The organism is Vibrio sp. 14N.309.X.WAT.E.F5, assembly GCF_030397615.1.
GTDB lineage: Bacteria > Pseudomonadota > Gammaproteobacteria > Enterobacterales > Vibrionaceae > Vibrio > Vibrio lentus.
The window spans coordinates 1-23111 of the sequence record NZ_JAPNXR010000012.1 but is presented as its reverse complement, the minus strand read 5'-3'; the positions used below and the strand labels follow the sequence as shown (position 1 = coordinate 23111).

Sequence of the window (23111 nt, the reverse complement as noted above, 5' to 3'; positions counted from 1 at the left end):
GATAGTAAATCATGGATGCAGTTTTTCCGATAGCGCAACGAGAAGGCGATGCTTACCATACGCTTAGTGATTTTACTAAGTTGTTTGATCAAGCTAAGAGCGGTCGTTATTTAATAGGGCAAGGCTATGGTTGGCATAGTGGGGTTCATTTAACATCAAAAATGCTACCTTGGGGTAAAGGCCTCAGACCTATTCAAGCGATGCTTGATGGTAAAATTGTAGCGTTTCGGATTCATTCCGATTACCAAGTTGCCGCCTATCAAGATCAAGAATTTAAATACAGTAATAACTTTGCTCTTATAGAGCATGAGGTTGTAAACCCCGAAGATAGTGAAGATGTATTTAAATTCCATACACTTTATATGCACCTTGCACCACCTTCAGATATTGGCGCCAATTCATCTATAACCACGCGTTACCGTTTACAAGAAGCGAGAAATGTACGCACTTTCAAACATAGTGATGTACCTACTAATTCTGGTGAAAAAAAACAGTCGATGTCTAAAGGAACAACACTTGAATACTTGTATGCCGAAGAGAAGGAAACCCACCCATACCAGATCGGCAAAAATACTTACAAAATGATAAAGTGCCGTGTCGTAGAGAATGGCGAGTCACCAAGTGGCGGAGAAAAAGCAATGTTAAACAAGATTGTTTGGTTTGCTTCGGGTCTCAATAGTGACTTTGACATTTTGGAAGATTCCTCTGCTGTCCTATCAGAACCAGTTTCAGAACCTAAGTGGATGTCGGACAACGCGGCAATGATTAGGGACGGTAGTGTGGTTTCTTTACTCCCGATCTTATTGAGAGAGGGGATAAAGGTTTCAGCTGGGGAAGATATCGGCTACATGGGAGCGCACGAATACAGCAACGATGCAATAGGAACTAAGAAAGACGATAATCGTGTACATATCGAGATGTTCTCTTTTGAAGAGCCGCCCGAATTTTTCAAAAAACAGGTTTCTCCCAAAAATGCGGAAGAAAATCCACTGGTCGTTCTCGATGGATCCGATAGTAGTGGTGCCGTTGATATGAGTAATTCGTTTATTCAGCAATTACTCGAATCTGTGACAGAAGATCAAGTAACGGATTTCTCCTCGTTCACTGCTCGTGATGCCAAAGTATACTTAGATGGTAAGCGTAAACATTTTGAGCGATTTATTGTGAAACATCCTACAGATTGGCATACAGAATCGTCACAAAGTCTTTATGAATCAATCCATCAGACAGCCAAGGAAGCTCTGGATATTAAGTGCTCGGCCGGTTTTGTAACTGAAGAGGATTACCGCAACTCTCCATGGCGCGATCAAGTTATGGAGAGCTTTGATCTTTTCTCTCAATTCGAATTGGAAAGAGCAGATAAGTTCTCATGGATGCAAGATTTACAAGGTGATTTACAACTAGGCGATGATAAGAGTCTTTGGCATTATTGGCCTTTTGTTAATTCTTTTTTTTCGGGTTACTACGTGACTCAAAAGCAAATGAATCTGATGTTCCCAGATTCTTCCCACAGTAAAAGAGAAGAAGTGCGTGACTTATTTAATAAATATGCCAGTAGTTTCGAAATAAATACCAATGAACGAGCGGCACAATTTTTTGCTCAGATAAGAGCGGAAGTTGGTTCGAAACTAAAAGGTAATGAAGAGGACTTATGGTATTCTGTTGATAGGTTAAAAGAAATGTTTAAGCGTTACTTCAATAAATACCCTGAAGAAGCAGCTAGTCTTGGCTACATACGGATTGATGAAAGTGAATATAAAGCACTTCCACAGGCGGATAAGAAAAAGTATCTGAGAAGAAGAAGCTATTATTATAGCCAGTTCCCTCAGGAAGATGAGATAGCGAAACGTGTTTATTCTTGTGATTCAGCAGATGGCGATTTTGTACTCGTCAAAGGAGGGGACGTTTCTGGATTGAGGTATAAGGGGAAGGGGTTTATACAGCTAACTTGGAAATATAACTATGACGCTGTTCAAACTAGATTGGAAAAGAAAATTCAAGACTTGGATTTTAATATTTCAGATGACCCTTACTCGGTTTTGAGAACTAAAGAAGGTTTTTTATCCGCCCTTGGTTTTTGGGATGTTAATAATTTGAATGAGAAAGTGTCCGGAAGTATAGCTAGTACAAATAGTATCACTAATGTTGTCAACTCACGCCTTCCACGTTCTCACAAAGTAAAAAGAACAAAGTACTTTTTGGATATATATGAGGTTTTATGTAATGAATAAGTTTTTAGTAAGATTGATCGTATTCATATCCGCAGCTTTATTGAGTTTTAGTTCGTTTTCTCAAGTTGAAGATTGTTTTTTAATAAATCTTAAAAATGAAAAAATTGAAGTTGAGGTAAATGAAATTTATGGGGGTTATTACTTTTCAAAATCTAAGCAACGTTTTTTAGGTCAAGATATATTGCTTGGTGATAATCAAATATCAACGATTTCAGGCAATGAGAGTAATTATCCTGATGTTTTAGAAAATGATATTGATTACAAATTGATTATATCAAATATTTTAGTGAAGAAATTGGGTTATTCAACTAACCAAGATGTTGAAAATAACATTCTAGTAACAACAACACAAGAAGATAATTCTAGTTATAGTTTTATTTTGGTTTATTCTTACAAAAATAATAAAATTGTTCTAACCGACGTTTTCTATCTCGAAGAAAATGTTGATAAAAGAGAAGGTGAAAACACGCTATATAAAGTAAATGTGAAATATCCAGAGAGTATTATTGATTTGGAAAAATATGATAGAAGAACACTCTCCGATTTTATAGTTAACAATTTATATAAATCTGTACAAGATATGACGATCGACATTAACTTATGAACAGTATAGAAGGCTTGAGTAGATATTGAAGAATGTTTCATCTTTTGAGTGCCCGACGTATAGATGCTCTCTCTATTTTTGCAAGAACCTGTATTGTTTCAATTTTATCTGCATCCGATATGCTTAGTTTTAATATAATTTCTAAATTTATTGAAGCATTGTTTTTTTTATTTTTTGTGTTGTTACCAATTTTTGTAAATGCGAACTGCGAACAAGATTCTGTTATGTTAACTTGTGAGTTAGATAACAAAGGTGATGGTTTGAAAGCTTGTTATAATAAAGCCGAGAATTCGATGTACTTCGTTGTTGACGAAAATGGGTTGAAACCAGTTTATACTCCACTACATGGGAATAATTGAGATAACTATAAATGGGTGGATATTTCTCTTAGAGAACCCGAATACATTCTTTTGAAATTTGAAGTAAATGAAAACAAGAATACGTACTTTTCATTGACAAGAGGTGGTGGACGTTTGAGTATCGTTGCGAACTCCGTTGACATGATTGAAGATGAATATGCTGTTGAGTCTTCTGTGAATTGGGAACTGAAACATCTCTGGACTCTAACGTAAGATTAAAAGTCAAGCCCAATGAGTTTGAGTCTTGGGATTAATCTCATAGATATGTGATATCAGTGAAGTAAGCGCCTTCGGCACTACTTAATTTAAGACTAAAGTTAATGTGTAAATAAATCGAATACAATACTTCCTGATGGTAGGTAGCGTGAACCATAACAACGAATATTACGTAATGACTCCCAACTTTGACATGGTAGGGTTTAAATTAATTCCAACAGAATCAACATTTTTTAGACGGTTTCATTATCGAAAACAAATTTACGGTGAGCCAGTTCTGCGTTTTTATAGTAAAGGTAATAATATTATTGATAATACAATGCCTATGCTGTTTTGCACTCCCAATGTCATGATATCTGAATCATTAAAAGAGTTAATTGATAACAATATTTACGGAGGGAGTTTATACCCCGTTATAATAAATGATGAATGTGACAATTACTTTTTGATTAACATCTATGAAGAGTTAGACTGTTGGGATAGAAGTAAATCAAATTATGAAAAAGAGGATCCTGATGAAGACCCCCACGTTATTAAGTATCATTTGGACGTTGAAGTTCTAGATAAAATAAGAGAGTCAGACCGGTTGATATTTAAAATGGGAGGGGATGACTTATCTCCTTTTATTGTTCATGATAAAATAAAAATAAAAATAAAAATAGAAAATAGAGTGTCTTACGTAAATTTCTTTTCTTTAGATACATATCAACTTGGCGACGAGTATTAATTCTGAGTTTAATTCGGGAATAATCTTTTGTTTTGATATGTTTAAAGAGCGCCTGAGGCGCTTTTTTAAGTCATACTGGTTACGTTAACTTCTGATACATAGCAATAGTTAAGCACTTAGATCTTTTCAATCTCGGGTAGAGCGTATACCTTCATTGATTCAACGTTCGGTTGATAGACACGTAATAAGAAAGACCAGTTGTCTTTAGGCGTGTGAGCAAAGTTTACGTTATTGTCATCCGCATGTTTTTTGCAGTCTGAACCACCGAATACCACCGTGAATGTACCGTCTTCGTTTTGCGTCAGTCCTTGATTGGTCGAAACGATGTTGTTCTCGTTCGACATGAGATAACCTTTTGAATCATAGACAGTGATTGAGTAATAACCTAGGTCACTAGCTAATTTCGGTGCTTCGTATGTCGCTTGGTAACATTGTTCACCTTTGGCATTCTCTAGTGCGTAAGGTGCATACATTGCGGTGTCAGCTGTCGATAGGCCGAACGCTCCAGCAATAGTGTAAGTAGTCTTTTCCCAGTCAGTCACATCTTGCGCTCGGTATTGAACTGTATCGTATGTGTCATTTAACTTATCGTATTCTGGCATTAATGCAGTACGAACTGCTTCCATAGCCTCAGTGTTTGGCTTTGGCAATCCTTCAAGATCTTGACCACCACCGATAATTTTTACTTTCGGCTGAAGCTCTTCTGTAATCCGTTTAACGTTTTGTTTTGTTCCATCTGTCGCAAAACGCAAGCCTATCAGCACATATTTTGTATCGAACATTTCAGGAGTGAACTCGTAAGTTCCTGCGCTAACCTTATAAAATGGTTGAGTGTGGTTCATATCTTGAAGGTGAAGTGTAACCAATTTCCCATCGTTCTCAGGTACAACGACTGTAAATGGTTTGGAGGTATCGATAACGCCCATTGAGTACAAGTGATCAATGGATGGTGATACAACCCAGCGAGTGTCTTTGTTCGCCAGTTCTTTGAAGTGATGAAGGTTGTTTAAGCCTAACTTAAAGTTGCGAGCAAAATTGTCAGCAAACCAAATGCCTTCTTGGTTTATGTACTCATGCACCGTCATACCATGATCTTCTGGGTTTACCGCCCACGAAGAAGAGTCAATGTTAGCAAAGACATCTTCAATTGATTTATCTTCATTGTTAAAGCTGTTTGTGGACGTTCCTGCAACCGTAGAGAAAGACGTGACCACTAATAAAGAAAGTAGAGTTTTTTTCATTTTTAAATACCATATTCTGTTTTATTAAGTTGAGGTAATGGTAAGTAAAAGTTTGGTATTTATGAAATGACTATATAGAATCACAGGTATGACAAATATGTTATATCTGTGAGGTTGGTACTTTGAAAGCTGCGCTAAACAAGATCGATTTTAACCTACTTAAGGTTCTACATGTTTTGATAGAAGAGCAAAATGTTACCCATGCTGCGGAGCGACTTTTTCTTGCTCAGCCTTCTGTGAGTCGGAAGTTACGGAAACTTCGAGAGCAGCTTGATGATGAGCTCTTTGTTTCGACTCCACAAGGAATGAAACCTACCTACAGGTGTAATCAAATCGCAGAGTCACTCCCTGACTTAATTGCGCTTCTAGAGAAAACATTAACTCCGGTAAAGAAGTTCGACGCGTACAGCCATGCTGGGCATATCTCTTTGGCCATTAATCCGCTTTTAGGACAGTCATTGCCTCATATCTTGTTTCTATTCCTTGCCAAGCATGCGCCGAACGTGACGTTTTCTTGCCACATATGGAACCAGAATACGCTTGATAATTTAGCGAAAGATAACATTCAGTTAGGCATTAATTACGACGTTCCAATAGGCAGCAAGGCCATATTGTATAAACATTTGGCCGAAGACCACTTTAAGTTGTATGCGAATAAATCCCATCCAATTCATCTGAAGAAGATGGTGGAGTTTGAATATCTTTCAGAATGTCGATTTGCAATTGCACAGTTGGCTGAGTGGAATGAAAAAGAGGGGATGATGGAAAATATGTTAGTGCAAAGAGGATTGAATTATAACGAAGTCTTTCGTTCCGAAATAATCTCAAATGTCGCAGCTGTGGCAGCGCAAACAGAGGCTTTATTCCCAACTTCAGAGCTGTATATCGATAATACGCATAACCTAGTTGAAGTTAGTCATGCGAGGCTTCCATCATTCAATAGCAAGCAGATTTTGCTTTATCAACACAAAAGAAGGGAGTCAGATCCTTTCTACTTGTGGTTACATGAAAACATAGTCCAGTTGGTTGATGGGTTAGGTTAGTCGAGTAAATATTGATTTGTGCGACATTCAGTCTCGATAAAGCATTTAAGCGTCGTTAAACATTCTTTATTATTGAAACCAAAATCTGACCAGTGAGATCTTCATGCTCATCGGTCTACACATCGTTATAACAATATCATATCAATTATTTGTAATACATTGTTGATGGCAATAATGAGGTTTTCATTAACTTGTACAAATACATATGTTTTATTGATGAATTTTCGAGTGTTAATTTATTGGTGTTGTCCCACGTCAAACTTCCCGAATTTAAATCGTAGTCCTTAGCGGAAAAAGTTGTAAGAATTTTCCTACTTGTGATTTTTCTTTCCTAAATAACAGTGGTTTAACTCTAATAGTGGTTTGTTACCTAATTTGACAAATTAGATGTCAAGTTTAGGATGTCCGACCTGTGTTATTGGGAAGTTACATGTTGAATTTTAGAAATACAATCGTTTTATTTGCTATCACTTTGGTTTGTCTTGTCATCCCAAAGCCTACTGTCGCATCTGAGCAAAGGGACGATAAAATTGTTGTTGGTGTGCTCTCAAATAATAGCCATGACGGCGGTGGTAAATTTGAGGCTATTTATGGAATCAGCTTAGACTACCTATCAAATATAAGTCATTTTTTAAATTTAAAATTGGAAATTAAGCATTACGATAATATTCCCGATCTGCTGGATGATGTCGAAGCAAACAAAATTGATGGTGCATTAGGGTTCAGTAAAACAGAACAAAGGGAGAAGAAGTTTTCGTTTTCGGAACCGATCTTCTCGACGACTCTGGCTGTTTGGTACCGAGATGTGTACCTGAAAAACAAAAATCAAGACCAACTGACATGGGCGTGTATTGACAAAAGCGTGTACTGCCAATTTGTTGAAAAACGTGGCGCCCAGAAAATCTATAGAGCTAAATCCCGTGATGATGCGTTCAATGCGGTCTTGCAGGGCAAAGCTGATGCGCTTGTCAGTACCTACGTTTCAATCAACGAATACCTCGATCATAAGAATGTGATGAGAGGTGCGGTTGATGTGCCGGTATGGCTACCTGAAGAGAACATTCGATTCGTTTCCAGTAAAGATAATTCAGATCTCATCAAAGGCATCGACTCAATCCTTTTGTGGGAAGTGGAAGGGCGTGGCATTCGGTCAGTGGCTTCAAAGAACCCTTACCACGTTAGTGACAAGCTCATCTCACAGTATAAAGCGCACCAAAACGGTAAAGATGTGATCACCTACAGTTCGAGCGGTGAGGCGTATCCGTTTCTTTTTGAAAACGAAAAGCAACAACTTGATGGCATGCTGGTGGAATATCTTGCTTTGGTTTCTTCGAGAACAGGATTGGGTTTTGACTATGTCGTCCCTGAATTGAACCTAGAATCGAGTTACACCTCTTACAACGCGGATATCGTTCCAGTGTCATACCGAGACAAGACGATAACTAAGGCTGATAGATGGCTAATCACCAAGCCATTCATGCGTGCAAGCTTTACTAAAGTGACATACACCCAAGCGAACACTATGCCTAAATCGGACAAAAAGGGCATTCTTCTTAGTGTCAGTAAGCAGGGAATAATTAATGTCGGTCAACGTGAAGACATAAATATCACACGTTATCGAGATATGAAAAAAATCCTTGATGATCTTAAAAGTGGCGAAATATCGGCAGCTTACGTTCCGAGTGATATTACGTACTCAATGATTCTGAATGACTCTTCAGAAGGACTCACATTTGATAAAAACCAAGGCATTACTTATTCAATTGCCTTTGCGGTATCGAAGAAAAATGCCGAACTAAAGAATGTGTTAAACAGCATCATTGATACGGTGAGTAAAGAAGAGATAGAAAAGCTTCGCCGCAACTATCGTAAATTCAATTTGGTTTACGGTTACGATAGCAGCAATGTGAATAAATTTGCCGCTTTGGTAGCCGTAGTTTTTATGACCCTTTCATACCTTGGTTATCTGCTATTGGTGAACTTGCGTTACAAAGTCAGGCTTGCTGAGCTTAATGCAGGGAATGAAGAGAAAGAGAAGATTTGGCTCTCTGAGATCATTCAAGAGATCAACAATATCGTTTTTATTCATAATGAAAAGAACGAGATACTGTTGAGCAACTGTCCTAAGTTCCAATCTAATGAATGTCAGGTTTGTACTATGAAGTCTCAAGTGACCGGGGATTTATTGGTCGGAAATCAGATTGAGATTAGAACCATCATTGACGGCGAGAGCCTTAACGATACCCATTTGGCCAAAGACTGTCGTTTGGATATCTCCGATGTGCACCGAGAAAGCAAAACCATCGCTTCGTCGAGTAGTGATAAGCGTTTTATTCTGACTTCTTTGCTCGATATTTCCGCGCAAAAGAAGCGTGAGAACGCGTTAATCAACGCAGAGAAAGAAGCCAAACTAGCAGTTGAAGCAAGAGAGAGCCTGCTAACCACCATGAGTCACGAGCTTCGCACGCCTTTATCTGCTGTGCATGGGTTGCTCGACATAATCAAGATCAATGCGAGTAACAATAAAGACAGCCATTTAGTCGACCAAGCCATTCGTTCTCTCGATCACTTAAATAAGTTGGTGGATGGTGTACTTGATTTGTCGAAGATCGAATCGGGTGTGTTATCTGTTCAGGCTGAAAAGGTCGAACTGTTACTCCTTCTTTGTGACGTTTTCAGAACCTTTGAACCCATTTCGAAAAGTAAGAACCTTAGTTACAGCGTCGAGATTCATCCCTTTGCTTTTCGTTGGGTAATGGTTGATGGCATTCGCGTCGCTCAGATACTGACGAATTTGCTATCGAATGCAGTGAAGTTCACCTCACAAGGTGAGATCAGTGTAGTGGTTGCAGTTGTCGATGGTCAGTTAATTGTAGAGTTGACGGACACGGGCATTGGTATGACTCCTACACAGCAAGAGCAAGTACTGAAACCTTTCGTGCAGGCTGATGACACCATTACCAGACAGTTCGGTGGCACAGGGCTAGGGCTTAGCATTGTTGATCAACTCCTGCAATGCATGGGTGGTGAGCTTCATATTGAGTCTGAACTGAGTCGTGGTACTACGATTAACGTTTCGATTCCGTTTGTCCTAAACGAAAACGAAGGCAGTGCAGATTATGAGATTCGAGATCTGACTTACTCACGCGACCTACCAGATAATTTAAGAGGTTGGTGTCACGAGTGGAGGTTGACGGAATCCGAGAATATGCCGGATCTGAGCACCATACGGAACTCTCAATCTAACCATGTTGATATGACCTTTCGCCGAGGTATGAATGATCTGGTCACAATTGAACATGAACAATTGAAATACCCAGACAGTTTATTGAATTTGATCGTGAAATCAGATGAGCACGCCATCAATGTACCAACCCCGAAAGCGGTCAGAGAATGGAAACATGGCGATGTACTCATCGCAGAAGATAACCCAATCAATCAAAGTGTCATGACGCTACAAATGAATGAGATCGGCATCAAACCTGTGTTTGTGGATAACGGTCTTCAGGCGTGGGAATACATTAATCAGAACCCGATTAAATTGCTACTTACTGATTTTCACATGCCTGAACTGGATGGTTATGAGCTAGCCAGCAAGATTAAGAACAGTGACCAGTTCAAAGGTATTGTTGTGATTGGTATCACCGCAGAAGACTCTCGTGTTGCACGAGAAAAGACCAAAGATATCGCGATCGATGACATTCTTTACAAGCCATACAGTGTTTCCAAGTTGTTGGATATTCTCGAGAAGCATGCAACGCCTTCAAACCAGGCGCCAACTTGGCTAGAACGATTCGACAAAGATGATGCAATTGCGGTTGCCAATGTGTTCATCAATACCATGAGCGAAGATGTGGCGCGTGTTGACATCAATTCGCCAACAATCAACCGAACGCTTCATCGAATAAAAGGAGCGTTAAACGCAGTCGGTGCAAATGATATCGCTGTGTTGTGTCACGACGTTGAGTGCTGTGAACCGAAAGCGAATAAAGAAAAATTAGGGAAGTTAGTTAGGGCCATTGAGTCAGAAATTGAATTTACAAAAGTGTGGTTAAAAGCCAATGAATACTAATCTCGAAATCATGATTGTTGATGATCATCCCATTCATCTTATCTTACTAAAGCAATTGTTAATCAAGCTAGGTAGCAAGGTTACCGTTTTTGACAATGCATTAGACGCTTGTGAGAGCTTGGCTGAAAAGAAGTACGACATCATCTTTTGTGATATTCAGATGCCAGTGCATGACGGGATAGACATGATGTTTATGTTGGACGAGGCGAATTACCAAGGGAATGTGGTGTTAATTAGCTCTGTGGAACTGACTGTGATTTCGGCTATTCGTGCGATGTGTGAAGGTTTCCCGTTCGATGTGTTGGATATCATTGAAAAGCCATATACCCAGAAATCGATTGAAGATGTATTGGCGATGAGGCTTAAAACGGCCAATAAGCTTTCCCCAGAAAGGAAGAAGACAGAGGTAACCGATGAAGAGTTTTTGGTTGCTTTGGCAAAAGGACAAATACAGAACTATTACCAACCGAAAGTAGACTTTGTCACGGAACATTTGTCTGGTTATGAAGCGTTGGCTCGATGGGTTCACCCTGAATATGGCGTGCTAACCCCAGATGTGTTCTTGCCTATTGTCACTCGATGGCAGTTGTCTGCAGAGTTGTTTGATACCGTTCTAAACAACGCGCTAGATGACATTAAAACTCGAAATCTGGACAAGAAAATTGCCATTAATGTCGATCAATTCAATTTGGAAGACAGCGACTTTGCCCAAACCTTTATTACTCGATGCCTAGAGCGAGAGGTGAGCCCTTCGGCTTTCATTATCGAGATCACCGAGCGTGACACCTATCGTAACAGTGTCTCTTTGTACAAGAACCTCACTAAGCTGAGGGTGAATGACGTGTCAGTATCGATTGATGATTTTGGGACGGGTAATTCGACCCTGGAAAAGTTGGCTCAACTGCCGTTCAACGAAATGAAAATTGACCGTTCGTTTGTCTTTGAAATCAAAGATGATCAAAAGAAAAAGAATATCGTTTTATCAATATGCGGTTTAGCGAGAAACCTTGGTATCAAGCTTGTTGCTGAAGGTGTAGAAGACCATGAGACTTGGTCTTTGTTAAAAGAGTACGGTGTGGAGGTCTGTCAGGGGTATTTTGTGTCAAAGCCATTGCCGTTAGAACTTGTTACTAACTTAGATATAGATATCAAATGAACTGTTTAATCTTCGATGATCATCCCTTGGTTTGTGTGGCCATAAAATCACTCGTTGAATCCTCACCGCACATAGGTCAAGTCTACCTAGCTTCAGAATTGAAAGTCGCTAATGAGTTTGTTCGTAAATCAAACATCGACTTACTGATCTTGGATGTAAATTTGAATGATTGCGATGGCTTTGACTTTTATCGTCGTATTAGAGCGCATGGGTTTAAAGGGCGAGTCGTTTTCTATTCAGCTGAAACCAGTGCTTACTACAGCGAAATGGCATTCAAAGTGGGAGCTCATGGTTATGTTTGCAAATCAGAGCATTACAACGTACTCAAAGACGCGATTGAAGCCATTGTGAAAGGTTACTCATTTTTTAAAGAGATGAATGACCCCAAAAGTACAGTACAAACGCTTAAGCTTTCTGCTCGTGAAGCAACGGTAGCTAAATTATTGCTAAAGGGAATGACGAATAAAGATGCCGCTGAGTTTCTCTCTATTAGTGATAAAACAGTCAGTACTTATAAAAGAAGGATGCTTACCAAGTACAGCGTTGACAGTATTGTCGAGTTGTCGAGAGTGATTGAATTATGACGACTAAACGAATCATCAAATTAATGCCTAAATTTAAAATGGCGACGATTTCACTGACATTGTCTTCAATGTCATTTCTATTGTTTATCGTCAGTTTTGGAACGGTAGCAATCAACAATGACATCAAAGAGTTTGATTTAAGCACGTTGCAGTTGGATAGACATAAAGACAACTTAGTTCTGTTGGGTTTGTTTACGGAATCTCAGATTAATCAAACATCAGGCGTGGGTAGTCATGACTTTGACAACGTTGATGACATTAACTTTGTTGATAGCATCTATGTGTTAGGTGACCCTGAATTGAACGAAGCCGAAATTGCAGTTAGGAATCTCATGCACCAAATTTCGTTGTATCAGAATCTCGGAGGAATTGAAGATAACTTTGTCTATTTCTATCGTTCGTATTCGGGTTCGAAATACATATTTCCTAATAAATTTGAGGACTTCACCCCCTCTGAGGCGAATCTATCGCAGGATATTTGCCTGGGAAGTGAGGTGTGTTCGATCACCGCGAAAGAATACCAATTGACGGATCGGGTAATCATATCGCCGCCTCACATTGGGCTGATAAGCCAAAAGGAAATCATTTCGATTGTGACTCCAGTTTATGATGAGGGAAACATCATTGGTGACTACGTGTTGAACGTGAATATAGAACTTTATATAAGCGGTGGTTTAGATGTGGGGTATGAGACTGAAAACAATATCAATAACTTGATTGTCACATATCCAGGTTACCCGTATTCCTATCTCAATTACAGTAAGACGACTGTTGCGGATAACCAGACCACTTATACGTATCGCTATCCATACTCGAAGTTGATTATTGATTACTTTTGGGTGTTTGTTGTTTTGCTGCTCACTAGTCTTAATTATCTCTTTTATGTCAATAAGGCCAGGATCGCCAAAGACGAATTGGTGGACGCGAAACACTCGGCGTTAAAAGACGAGCTGACAGGGTTGTACAACCGTCGAATTTATAACGAGCCGTCTTTCAATCAAGCGGTGCAAGGAAAAGCGTGTTCGGTTATCGCCATCGATGGTGACCGAATTAAAAAGATCAACGATAATCTTGGTCACAGTTGGGGAGATGAAGTGATTCAACACATCGCTCATTCAATGAAAGACGTTTTCCGCCGTGATGACTTCTTGATAAGAGTTGGTGGCGATGAATTTATCGTTATTATGCCGAATTGCAGTTTTGAAAATGCTAAGAAAGCTTCGGAGATCTTAGAAAGGCAAGTGACAGAATCTAAAGTTGCTTCATTGGGGTTTGATGTGTCGGTGAGTGTAGGGGTCGCATTTAAAGGTGCGAGTGAGTCACTGGAAAATGTGCTTCACAAAGCTGATGAAAAGCTTTATGAGCAAAAAGCGCAGCGTTAATTGGGTGCATATTTCATCTAACCTATCGATTTGATGTTTTGTTATGTTAGATGAACGTCAGATCTTGCGGCTAGTGGAAAGGGTAGCGTCAGCAATGGCTCGCTCACTTGTATTGACTAAACTTAGATACTAACGTGTACATGTTAGCTAAGTTTATGAATTTACGATGAAGGGTTATTGCTGTGAATAAAGATTTAGATCTAAATCTTCTACGTATCTTGGTGTTGTTAGATAAACACCAACAACTTAAGCCGGTGGCTAAGATTCTTGGCAAGAGCGAGGCATCGATCAGTAAGTACCTTGCTCGCTTAAGAGAGCAGCTTGGTGACGAGTTGTTTATTCGACATGCACACCATTTTGAAAGTACGGATTTTCTTAAGAAGCAGCTTCCAGTCATTCAGGCGGGATTAGACAGCCTTGAATCTTGTATGGGGACGAGTGCTTTTGACCCGCTAATTTATGACAAACCCATCACTATCTCGATTCCTCAAGTTGCGCAGTACTTTCTGGGTGAACTGATATTGAATGACCTGTTTGAACTGTTTCCGAATGCACCCATTAGTATCGTGAGTCCCAGTGATCGCCCGATCGAAAGTATCTTAGATGGCAATGTAGACGTGTACATGCACAATTTTAATGAAGACTGTCCTAAGAGCATCTATCAACTACCTGTTGGTTCACTGCCAGTCGGCATCGTACTTCCTGATGACATGGAAGCAGACTCGTTAGAAACGGCATTGTCATTGCCCTTTATTTTCTTGGAGCTAAAGGGCTGGAAGGACTCCAAGCAAGTGGTCAGAATGATTTTAGAGAAGAAAGGATTTGAAATTGAATCTAAGGTCACTGTTGGGGATGTTGGGCTATTACTCGGACTGTTAAAGCGTCGAAGATGTGCCACCATAATGATGAACTTTGGTCGTTCGATTGAAGGCTTTAAATCGATTGAAATACCAGAATCATATTATGCGACAGGTCGCCCCAAAATCGCGGCTTACATCAAGCAAACCCACCGCAACAACGCGCTACATCGATTGCTTATTGATGTGATGGAGAAATACTTAAACTAGGCTCACTGGCTCACTAGATAAGTAAATAGATCAATAGGGCTGTAGGTGACGAACAGCCAGCCATTCCAGCCAAGTTAAGGTGAGCTAAGAGACTAAAGTGTATCGTTCAGTTGGACCAGTTCAACGATTGAATTGGCTCTGTACTTGCTTAGGATCCGTGTTTTATAGGTGCTGATAGTTTTGGCACTTAGAGATAGTTTTTCTGAAATAAGCTTGTTCGAGTGCCCTTGAATCAGGTACTGATACACGATCGCTTCTTTGTTAGAGAGTTTTGTGTTCTTGCCACTGTTCTTATCACCAGATTTGAACAACGAATAACCTTTCATAATGCTGGATAGGGCGAAGCGAATGGATTCATGGCTCTCGCTCTTACTCAGGAATCCGTTGGCACCTAATGAATGAGCCGCCTCTGACAAGCTTGAGCTATCTGACGAAGAAACAAACAGTAACTTGCCTTCATAACCGTGTGCTTTGATTATTTTAGCGAGGTTAATACCATCGTTGTTGGCCAAGGTCACATCAAGAACAATCAAATCAATGCTCTGACTTTTCACTAGCTTTAGAATTCTATCGGTATCTGTGGTTTTATGCAGATCTTCAACCTCTAACGCGTCCATCACCAACTCAGCAAGAGCTTCACGATAAAGCGGTTGTTCATCTATGATTAGAACGTTCTGATTTTTCATAAGTCACCTAAAATATTGCTGTGTGACATCCTGTCTCTTTGAGTTCTAAGATTGTGATAAGCCATAATTCTATGTAAAAACAAAGTAGTTAGGGTGAAAATGACATTTTAATATTTTGAAAATCAGGTTGTTTAAGAGGGTGTTAGCTTATTGCTCTCCCGAAAACTAGCGTCACTAGTAGGTGGCTCTACCTCGGGCTTTGTACAAGATTTGATTGTAATTGATACTGCTTAGCTCTTCTTTTGTGTGTAAGTTAACCAATACGTCATTGCACTTGTTAATTTTGATACGAATATCGTGCTTGCCTTCATAGGGCGTGCTCAGTAAAGCTGAAAGCTTGATGATTGCCAAACAGGTCTTTTTTGAGTGTGGCAAAAGGTCGTGAATGTCTAAATAATAATCAAGGTGTTTGTCTTTCGTTAAACGCTCGGACGATTTCATTAACACCATCTCTTTGCGGATATTACTCAATTGCTGCTGTGAGGTTTGTAGACGTTCCCTAAAACCGTTAAGCATATGAATTTGGCTACGAATAATACTTGGGTGTTGGTCTTGATTAATGCTGTTTTCCAACCTTTTCACGAACGTCGGCGTTTCGCTCAAGAAAGAGCACTGTTCTAATAAGAAGCACAGGTGGTAGAGGTCATAAAAGTGGAAATCAGAAGTATAATTCAACGCTTGTTTTATACTCAGAGTTGCTGTTTTTAGGTCGCCTTTGATCAATGCAGTGTGAGCAGAAATCAATTTGTCCTGAAGTATAAGCTCTGGCGTTTTGCCGATATCATTGAGAATTGAGTTGTACGAAGCAAGCTGCCTTTCAAAGAGGTTTATTGAGCCGCCAAGCGGTTGCTTGTAAAGAAAAGTACGCATGTAGTTAATCTTGGTATAAAACCCACCACGAAAGGTATTAATGTTCTTTTCGTAGTACCTTTTCATATAGGTAAAAGCATCTTGATACGCTTCTGCAGCGATAGATAAATTCGCGATCACCAATTCACGGTGCGCACCCGCATCGAGTAACATCGCTGACTGCTTCAAGTGATCGATCGCGTTGGGTAGGTCGTCTTCAATCGAATATATGTTCGACATTTCGTCGTGAAAGTAGGGGTTGTTTTTCTTTGATTTAACTAGGCTTAGTATCTCTTTTGCTTCATCCATTTGGTCTGTTTCAATCAGCGTGCTTGCAAGACCTGTTTTGATCCAGTCTAAGTCATCCTCTTCGAGAAGGCTCTCATACTCCTCCTGAGCCTTATTAAATTGCTTACTTTTCAATAACGCAGAGGCTTTATATTTTCGGATAAGCTTTGAGTATTCAGGGTGAAACGGTTGAAGATCATCGCACTCACGTACAACACCAGTAAAATCGAATTCAGTTAACTTTTCAAAGATTGGTGCAAGGACCAATTTTCGATTGAGGGCTGAAAATATTCGTTTGATAAAGAACTGCTTGTTAAACGGTTTAAGTAGGTAATCGTCAGGGTCAGAGTCCACGATTGAGCGCACGACGTTGTAATCATTTTCGCCTGTGAGGAACATAAAAACCGTGGTCGATTTTAAGATTCGAGCGTGTTTGAGCTCTTCCAAAAGCTGATAGCCAGTCAATTGGGTTTGGAAGTTATAGTCACAGATAATAATATCAAACGCGTTCTGACGGCATTGATGAATCACGTCGAAAGGTTTGTATGCATAAGATATGGACTCAAAGCCGATTTGGCGCAAGATTGTGGTCACACTGCTTGTAACCAGGCGAGAGTCGTCTGCAACCAATACCGTATATTTTTTAATATCTTTATTCATTATTTTAACTGTTGACCAAATTTAGCTAATTGTAACAAAACGGAAATAGCTAAAATCGATACTGAGTTAAAATAAGAAAAGTCCTACATTGATTCGATTAATTTCCTACGTCATTAATCTCTAGCCAGTTCTCAACTAAATTAACGCTATGTGAAATTAATTTAATAGTGTTGAGGTTGGTTTCTTCAACACTATTATTTCCTAATTTCAATGCTGTCTCTTCCGCTTTAATTTTTTGCTCTAGCGAAAAGTGTCCGATTGATGAAAGGCCACCTTTCATACGGTGAATGACTTGTAAGGTGGTTGTGCGCTCAGGCTTTGTATCCCTTAGTCGCTCTAAGTCTTCTTGCATGACGCTAACGTAAACCTCAGCAAGGTAAGCTCTTTGATCGCTAGGGTAGTTATTTAACCAATCGATGTTATTGGATTTACTCGGTCTAGATTGCATAAGAATATTGATTGAAATATTGGAAAGAAAGGGTATCTATTATGGTCAGTTAATGGAAATACGTCAGACTTATTAAATCGATGTGTTCAATATTTAAAGTGTATATTGGTAGGTGGCTACGTAGAAGTATATTTAATACGGATGGAAAAATAGAGTGTTCAATAAAATGGGTAGTTGAAATAAAAAAAGACCATTAACGCTAAACGCTAAATGGTCTTTTTGTAGCAATACTGAGCTGATTGTCAGTAAGTTCAATCAAATTCATGAGCGATCTTACGTCACGAATTTATAGCAACTTCTCGATAGCGATTAGGAATCGAGCAATGTCTTCTGCGCTAATATCACGGTGAGTAACAAAGCGAACAGGATTACCTGGTGACATAGTAATGCCTTGTTCACCTAACTCTTGTGCGATGCGGTTGATATCTATGGATTCATCTAATTTAGCAAACACAATGTTAGTTTGGATGAAATCAGGGTTAACAGAAAAGCCTTCTAACTTGTTTAAACCAATCGCTAGATTTTTTGCATTGTCGTGGTCAGTTTTAAGTTGAGCCACGTTCTCCGTGAGAGCCATTTTACCTGCTGCGGCAAGAATGCCAGCCTGACGCATACCGCCACCCACCATTTTACGTAGGCGGCGTGCTTTGGCTATGTACTCTTTACTACCAAGAAGTAGAGAGCCAATCGGCGCGCCTAAGCCTTTTGATAAACAGATCGTCATTGAATCGAAGTGTTGTGCGATCTCTTTAATGTGAACATCCAGTGCCACTGCCGCATTGTATACGCGCGCGCCGTCGAGGTGCATTTGCAGGCCGTGTTGGTTTACGAACTCACGAGCTTCCGCTAGGTAAGACATTGGAAGTACTTTGCCATTAATCGTATTTTCTAAACTAAGCAGCTTAGTACGTGCAAAGTGGCTGTCGTCTGGCTTAATCGCAGCAGCAAGCTTTTTGAAATCTAACGTGCCGTCTGGGTTGTTCTCGATTGGCTGAGGTTGAATCGAGCCAAGTACTGCAGCGCCACCGGCTTCGTACTTATAGTTGTGCGCTTGTTGGCCACAAAGGTATTCGTCACCACGCTCACAGTGTGCCATTAAACCCAGTAGGTTGGCTTGTGTACCAGAAGAAGTGAACATCGCCGCTTCAAAGCCGGTCTCATTCGCTGCCCATTGCTCTAGTTCGTTTACGGTTGGGTCATCGCCATAAACATCATCACCCACTTCTGCATTTGCCATTGCATCACGCATGGCTTGTGAGGGTTTAGTTACGGTATCAGAACGAAAGTCCATGTTTCTCTCCTAGAGTACTTTAGGTAGTCATATAATTGGCTATAGATAGCCGCATAGTTGGGCTTTGCTTAAACAAGCGATAGTTTTGGTATCGGTAATTTGATCGTGTCGTATTTTGTCGTGCAGTTCTTCTAGGCTTAGTTCGATCACCTCTATGACTTCATCTTCGTCGCATTTAAAGCGGGTAGTGAGGCTTAAGTCTTTGGCGACGAACAAATGCTGAATCTCATCACAGAATCCAGCTAAAGGGGTAACTTGTCCTAAGCTTTGAAAAGAAGTTGCACTGTAACCTGTTTCTTCTTCCAACTCTCGCTGGGCACATTCAAGAGGTGTCTCACCAATTTCCATGGTGCCCGCCGGTAATTCTAAAAGCCATTTTTTAAGAGAAGGGCGAAACTGATTAATGAGGATGATTTTTCCAGACGAAGTGATAGGAAGAATAACTGCCGCGCCGGGGTGGTTTATTGTTGTATGTTTTACCACGACGTTCGTAGGGAGCGTCACGTTCTCTTCTATGAGAGAAATACTTTTCCATTGATGGATAACTTTACTCATGCAGTCTGGCCACATTCCTTGCCAATTTTTCGGATAACTGAAGACGTGCACCACCATAACGTCTATGGTGTCGAAAATAAAAGAAAAATTAGGCTTAACAATAGATTTAATTTCACGCCGTTCGTGATGCTACTCTCATAATTGGAATCTATGATTACGCAAAAATTGCAGCGTAACCATCTGATATAAAGGCAACTCAATAATAAAAGATGCTTGTAACAAAGTGCTAACAAATGTATAAAAACGTATCTACACTCTCAACTGTTCAAAGATTTTCGGAGTAACGCATGAACCCTTCTATTTCCTCACATGCTGACAAGGCGCTACTCTCTGAAAGAATCAATAAATTAGCGCATGCACTCTCTGATGGCGTTTATGAAAGAGAAGACACCATCAAGCTTTGTTTACTGGCGGCTCTTGCCGGTGAAAGTGTGTTTCTATTAGGCCCTCCGGGCATCGCAAAAAGCCTTATCGCTAAACGCCTCATTCAGGCTTTTGACAACAGTAGCTATTTCGAATATTTGATGACACGTTTCTCTACACCAGAGGAAGTGTTTGGCCCGCTAAGTATCCAAGAATTAAAAGACAACGGTCGTTACGTAAGACTGACCGAGGGTTACCTACCAACCGCACAAGTCGTATTTCTTGATGAGATCTGGAAAGCAGGTCCTGCGATCCTAAATACGCTTCTCACTGTAGTGAATGAAAAGACATTTAAAAATGGCGCAGACATCGAGCGCGTGCCTATGCGCTTGTTGGTTTCAGCCTCTAACGAACTTCCAGATGAAGACAGCGGCTTAGAAGCTCTTTACGACCGAATGTTGGTTCGCGTGTTCGTAAACCGTATTCAAAACAAACAAAACTTCAAATCGATGCTGACGACGGGCACATCTCAAGAAGCTGTGATTCCAAAGGGTTTGGCAATTACGGATATTGAATACCATCAATGGCAGAAAGAACTCGATAAGCTTGAATTGACGGACAACTCGTTTAACAAGTTGTTTGAACTGAAAACCATGTTGGAAGAGACAGTTAAGAATCAGGGCTCATCATCAGAGTCTGAATTGTATGTCTCAGACAGACGTTGGAAGAAAGCGGTCAAACTATTGAAAGCGAGTGCATTCTTCAGTGGCCGTGATAGCGTAAATCCGCTGGACATTATGCTTCTGCAGGATTGCTTGTGGCATAGCCCAGAATCACGTGATGTGGTTCGTAGTGTAGTTAAAGACTTTGCATTAAACCGAGCGTTTGATCAGCAGGAGTCGAAATCTCAAGTCGAAATGTCACGTGAAGAGCTTGAAGATATTCAAGATGATGTTGAATCAACGTTATCGGTGTCGCTCTCTATGGAGTCAACCAGCGGCTTACTGCGTAAAGACGTTTACCAAAGCGATATCAAGAACGCGAAAATGTACAGCGTCGGCAGTGCTTACAACTTAGTTAAACTGGTTATGCTGCAAAGCAACATGTCGGTTTCTGAATCTGAGAAAGGCGATAGCCGTTGGGTATACGTAGCCAAGGATGATTTTGATCGTGCGCTTAAAGAAGGCCACGGTGATATTTACGGTTACGTAAATGAAAATAAAAACCTATGCCGTTTAAAACTCGACTTGGATGCATCGAACCAATTAGTAATTAAAGATATTGCCAATCGCTCTGTATTGGTGAGTGTGGTGACTACCGACGGTTTAGACCAAGAATTGTATAACAAGTGGTTGAGTGGTGCTGAGAGAGCGTTAGAGCAGTTGACCGAAGCTGAATTCAAGCTAAAGAGAGTTCGAACTGAATTCCATGATGCGTTGCCTCACAACTATATTGATCCTGATTTACCGAAGGCAATGGAAGCAAGCTTGCAAGCTGTAACTCAAGATCTTGAAACCACGAAAGTGAAGAGCAGTAAGATCGCACAGCGTATTAAGTTCATGAGTCAGTACTTCGAGTAAGGGGAGAGCATATGTTAGGAGCAGACGGCTTAAACCTCGCTTTGATGGTAGCTGACTCAGGAATCATTGATACAGCGATGAATGATCTCATCGCTCGTTCTCAAGTCATGATGGCTGCTGAGAACAAGGGCGTGAAAACGTCGGTCAAAAACCATTTGGTTAAGTGGCGCGGTAAAGTAAAAAAACGCGTCACTAAAGTGTGTGAAACCGATCGTTTCCAAGAAGAAATTGCATTGTACCAAGAGGTTATCTACTGGGATGAACCCCAGTTTTTTGATGAGATTGACAGTGTCATCAAAAAATTGGAGTGGCACTCAGCGTTCTACCTTCAAGCAAGACGTTTAATGGAAAACAACAAAGGCGTTTATAACGCAATGTTTCCACACTACTTTTGCGACCAGTGGTATCAATCGCTTTCAGATGCGATTAAGCAAGCTCAAGTAACCGAACTTGAAACAAGCAAAGAAAAAGTTTTAGCTGACCTTTATCAACGCATGGAAACCATGAAAAACATGGATAAAGTGACGGAGTCTGGTGATGAAGGCAGTGTAGGGCGCTTGTGGGACATGGCTTCGGCTAAGTTGAGTAAAACCGACCTAACAGTAATGAAGCGTCATGCGGAGTTTCTAAATAAGCACAAAGGCCTTCAAGAAATTGCGGAAAAACTCGGTCGTATGGCTGGCTTAGAAGATGATCCTTCTTTGCACAAAGCCCCTGTAGAAGAACTACAGATGGTTGAAGAGAAGAGTGATGAGGCAGTCGATGATATTGTTGGGATTCATGAAAGTGATGACCTCAACAAAATGCTGCCGAACGAGACCATGTTCTTAGCGTACCCAGAGTTAGAAGTGATTTTCTACAAACACTTGGCCGACAAGCGTTTGCTTAGCTATCGTTCGCAAGGTAAATCTCGAACGCTACGTAAAGTCAAAGCTCAAAAGCCAGACAGCAAATCGGTGGACATTGAAAAAGGTCCATTTATTGTTTGTGTTGATGCGTCCGGTTCAATGAGCGGTTTCCCTGAACAGTCGGCAAAAGCGATGGCTTATGCCTTGATGCAAATCGCCTTGGCTGAAGAGCGCGATTGTTATGTGATTTTGTTCTCTTCAGAACACATTACTTATGAATTGACTCGACAAGACGGTCTGCGTGAAGCCAGTGACTTCCTAAGTTACTCATTCCACGGCGGGACAGACCTTGAGCCAGTGCTAATGAAGTCGATAGATTTGATGATGGGCGACAAGTACAAGAATGCTGATTTAATCGTGCTTTCTGACTTTATCGCGCCAAAGCAGTCTGATGAAATGATTGCTCAAGTCGAGAAACTTAAAACGCACAAAAACCGTTTCCATGCAGTTAGTCTTTCTAAGTATGGTAACCCTCAACTTATGACCATGTTTGATCACTGTTGGTCGTATCATCCAAGCCTCGTTGGCCGCTTCATGAAAAAGTGGTAGTGCGCAAACACCTTAAATGAATCGACTTTGCTGTATGCTTTTTGAATAAAAAGATCGAACATGCAGCAATTTGATTTAAATGTCAGCAAACAGAATTTAAATTCACATTTTTGTTTGACTATCTTCACTCAATCCGTAAAGTAGGCACCCGAACACAGCGGGGCTAACGTTTAGTCGGTTCTAACGTGTTGAAAAATGGCGCCTTGGCAGAGTGGCTATGCAGCGGATTGCAAATCCGTGGACCTCGGTTCG

At 40.4% G+C, this 23111-nt stretch carries 17 protein-coding genes; 11 read left to right on the top strand and 6 right to left on the bottom strand.

All coding sequences use genetic code 11. The features are described from left to right. The first annotated feature begins 11 nt into the window (after nt 1–11). The 3 genes from OW495_RS14235 to OW495_RS14225 all read left to right on the top strand — a co-directional run bounded on the left by OW495_RS14235 (nt 12) and on the right by OW495_RS14225 (nt 4137). The gene (locus OW495_RS14235) at nt 12–2231 is read left to right on the top strand and encodes a hypothetical protein (RefSeq protein ID WP_241908681.1); all 2220 of its coding nucleotides are present in this window, start codon (nt 12–14) and stop codon (nt 2229–2231) included. Then, on the top strand, nt 2224–2835 hold the full coding sequence (locus tag OW495_RS14230) for a hypothetical protein (RefSeq protein ID WP_131825242.1): 612 nt from the start codon (nt 2224–2226) through the stop codon (nt 2833–2835). The genes OW495_RS14235 and OW495_RS14230 overlap by 8 nt, the downstream gene beginning before the upstream one ends. Nucleotides 2836–3558: 723 nt before the next feature. Beyond that, nucleotides 3559–4137 carry a hypothetical protein gene (locus OW495_RS14225; RefSeq protein WP_289887147.1) on the top strand — a complete coding sequence of 193 codons (579 nt, stop codon included), beginning with the start codon at nt 3559–3561 and terminating at the stop codon, nt 4135–4137. Nucleotides 4138–4253: 116 nt separating this feature from the next. Here the strand turns inward: OW495_RS14225 and OW495_RS14220 are convergent, their stop codons facing one another. Then, on the bottom strand, nt 4254–5378 hold the full coding sequence (locus OW495_RS14220; RefSeq protein WP_289887146.1) for a DUF1254 domain-containing protein: 1125 nt from the start codon (nt 5376–5378) through the stop codon (nt 4254–4256). A gap of 122 nt (nt 5379–5500) precedes the next feature. On the opposite strand from OW495_RS14220, the gene OW495_RS14215 reads away from it, so the two are divergent. The 6 genes from OW495_RS14215 to OW495_RS14190 all read left to right on the top strand — a co-directional run bounded on the left by OW495_RS14215 (nt 5501) and on the right by OW495_RS14190 (nt 14682). Then, on the top strand, nt 5501–6421 hold the full coding sequence (locus OW495_RS14215) for a LysR family transcriptional regulator (RefSeq protein ID WP_102514457.1): 921 nt from the start codon (nt 5501–5503) through the stop codon (nt 6419–6421). A 430-nt stretch (nt 6422–6851) separates the two neighbouring features. Next, complete coding sequence (locus tag OW495_RS14210) at nt 6852–10493, top strand: transporter substrate-binding domain-containing protein (protein WP_289887145.1); 3642 nt, start codon at nt 6852–6854, stop codon at nt 10491–10493. Next, nucleotides 10483–11649 (top strand): EAL domain-containing response regulator, encoded by a 1167-nt coding sequence (locus OW495_RS14205; protein ID WP_289887144.1) that lies wholly within the window; start codon nt 10483–10485, stop codon nt 11647–11649. Before OW495_RS14210 ends, OW495_RS14205 begins: the two co-directional genes overlap by 11 nt. Beyond that, a complete protein-coding gene (locus OW495_RS14200) occupies nt 11646–12233 on the top strand; it encodes a response regulator transcription factor (RefSeq protein ID WP_102514460.1) in 588 nt (195 codons plus the stop codon). Before OW495_RS14205 ends, OW495_RS14200 begins: the two co-directional genes overlap by 4 nt. A 23-nt stretch (nt 12234–12256) precedes the next feature. Beyond that, nucleotides 12257–13615 (top strand): diguanylate cyclase, encoded by a 1359-nt coding sequence (locus OW495_RS14195; RefSeq protein WP_157939949.1) that lies wholly within the window; start codon nt 12257–12259, stop codon nt 13613–13615. Nucleotides 13616–13797: 182 nt separating this feature from the next. Further along, nucleotides 13798–14682, top strand: coding sequence for a LysR family transcriptional regulator (locus tag OW495_RS14190; RefSeq protein WP_289887143.1), 885 nt, complete (start codon nt 13798–13800; stop codon nt 14680–14682). 92 nt (nt 14683–14774) lie between these two features. On the opposite strand, the gene OW495_RS14185 is transcribed toward OW495_RS14190, so the two are convergent. The 5 genes from OW495_RS14185 to OW495_RS14165 form a co-directional block, all read right to left on the bottom strand. After that, the gene (locus tag OW495_RS14185) at nt 14775–15368 is read right to left on the bottom strand and encodes a response regulator transcription factor (RefSeq protein ID WP_102514463.1); all 594 of its coding nucleotides are present in this window, start codon (nt 15366–15368) and stop codon (nt 14775–14777) included. A gap of 174 nt (nt 15369–15542) precedes the next feature. Further along, nucleotides 15543–17165: a response regulator gene (locus OW495_RS14180; protein WP_102514464.1), complete on the bottom strand. Its 1623-nt coding sequence runs from the start codon at nt 17163–17165 to the stop codon at nt 15543–15545. Nucleotides 17166–17262: 97 nt separating this feature from the next. Next, the gene (locus tag OW495_RS14175) at nt 17263–17517 is read right to left on the bottom strand and encodes a hypothetical protein (RefSeq protein ID WP_133153989.1); all 255 of its coding nucleotides are present in this window, start codon (nt 17515–17517) and stop codon (nt 17263–17265) included. A 382-nt stretch (nt 17518–17899) separates the two neighbouring features. Continuing rightward, nucleotides 17900–18904 carry a low-specificity L-threonine aldolase gene (gene ltaE, locus OW495_RS14170; RefSeq protein WP_102514466.1) on the bottom strand — a complete coding sequence of 335 codons (1005 nt, stop codon included), beginning with the start codon at nt 18902–18904 and terminating at the stop codon, nt 17900–17902. Nucleotides 18905–18943: 39 nt separating this feature from the next. Next, nucleotides 18944–19459, bottom strand: a complete 516-nt coding sequence (locus OW495_RS14165; RefSeq protein WP_029225657.1) for an NUDIX hydrolase — start codon at nt 19457–19459, stop codon at nt 18944–18946. 287 nt (nt 19460–19746) lie between these two features. On the opposite strand from OW495_RS14165, the gene OW495_RS14160 reads away from it, so the two are divergent. Next, entirely contained in the window at nt 19747–21402 is a 1656-nt protein-coding gene (locus OW495_RS14160; RefSeq protein ID WP_102514467.1) for an ATPase RavA domain-containing protein, read from the top strand. A gap of 11 nt (nt 21403–21413) precedes the next feature. Further along, entirely contained in the window at nt 21414–22859 is a 1446-nt protein-coding gene (gene viaA, locus OW495_RS14155; RefSeq protein ID WP_065105819.1) for an ATPase RavA stimulator ViaA, read from the top strand. Nucleotides 22860–23111: the final 252 nt, after the last annotated feature.

Coding starts and splice junctions, on each gene's coding strand:
- OW495_RS14235 (WP_241908681.1), top strand. CDS start 12: ATGGATGCAGTTTTTCCGATAGCGCAACGAGAAGGCGATGCTTACCAT.
- OW495_RS14230 (WP_131825242.1), top strand. CDS start 2,224: ATGAATAAGTTTTTAGTAAGATTGATCGTATTCATATCCGCAGCTTTA.
- OW495_RS14220 (WP_289887146.1), bottom strand. CDS start 5,378: ATGAAAAAAACTCTACTTTCTTTATTAGTGGTCACGTCTTTCTCTACG.
- OW495_RS14210 (WP_289887145.1), top strand. CDS start 6,852: ATGTTGAATTTTAGAAATACAATCGTTTTATTTGCTATCACTTTGGTT.
- OW495_RS14205 (WP_289887144.1), top strand. CDS start 10,483: ATGAATACTAATCTCGAAATCATGATTGTTGATGATCATCCCATTCAT.
- OW495_RS14200 (WP_102514460.1), top strand. CDS start 11,646: ATGAACTGTTTAATCTTCGATGATCATCCCTTGGTTTGTGTGGCCATA.
- OW495_RS14195 (WP_157939949.1), top strand. CDS start 12,257: ATGCCTAAATTTAAAATGGCGACGATTTCACTGACATTGTCTTCAATG.
- OW495_RS14185 (WP_102514463.1), bottom strand. CDS start 15,368: ATGAAAAATCAGAACGTTCTAATCATAGATGAACAACCGCTTTATCGT.
- OW495_RS14180 (WP_102514464.1), bottom strand. CDS start 17,165: ATGAATAAAGATATTAAAAAATATACGGTATTGGTTGCAGACGACTCT.
- OW495_RS14175 (WP_133153989.1), bottom strand. CDS start 17,517: ATGCAAGAAGACTTAGAGCGACTAAGGGATACAAAGCCTGAGCGCACA.
- ltaE (WP_102514466.1), bottom strand. CDS start 18,904: ATGGACTTTCGTTCTGATACCGTAACTAAACCCTCACAAGCCATGCGT.
- OW495_RS14165 (WP_029225657.1), bottom strand. CDS start 19,459: ATGAGTAAAGTTATCCATCAATGGAAAAGTATTTCTCTCATAGAAGAG.
- OW495_RS14160 (WP_102514467.1), top strand. CDS start 19,747: ATGAACCCTTCTATTTCCTCACATGCTGACAAGGCGCTACTCTCTGAA.
- viaA (WP_065105819.1), top strand. CDS start 21,414: ATGTTAGGAGCAGACGGCTTAAACCTCGCTTTGATGGTAGCTGACTCA.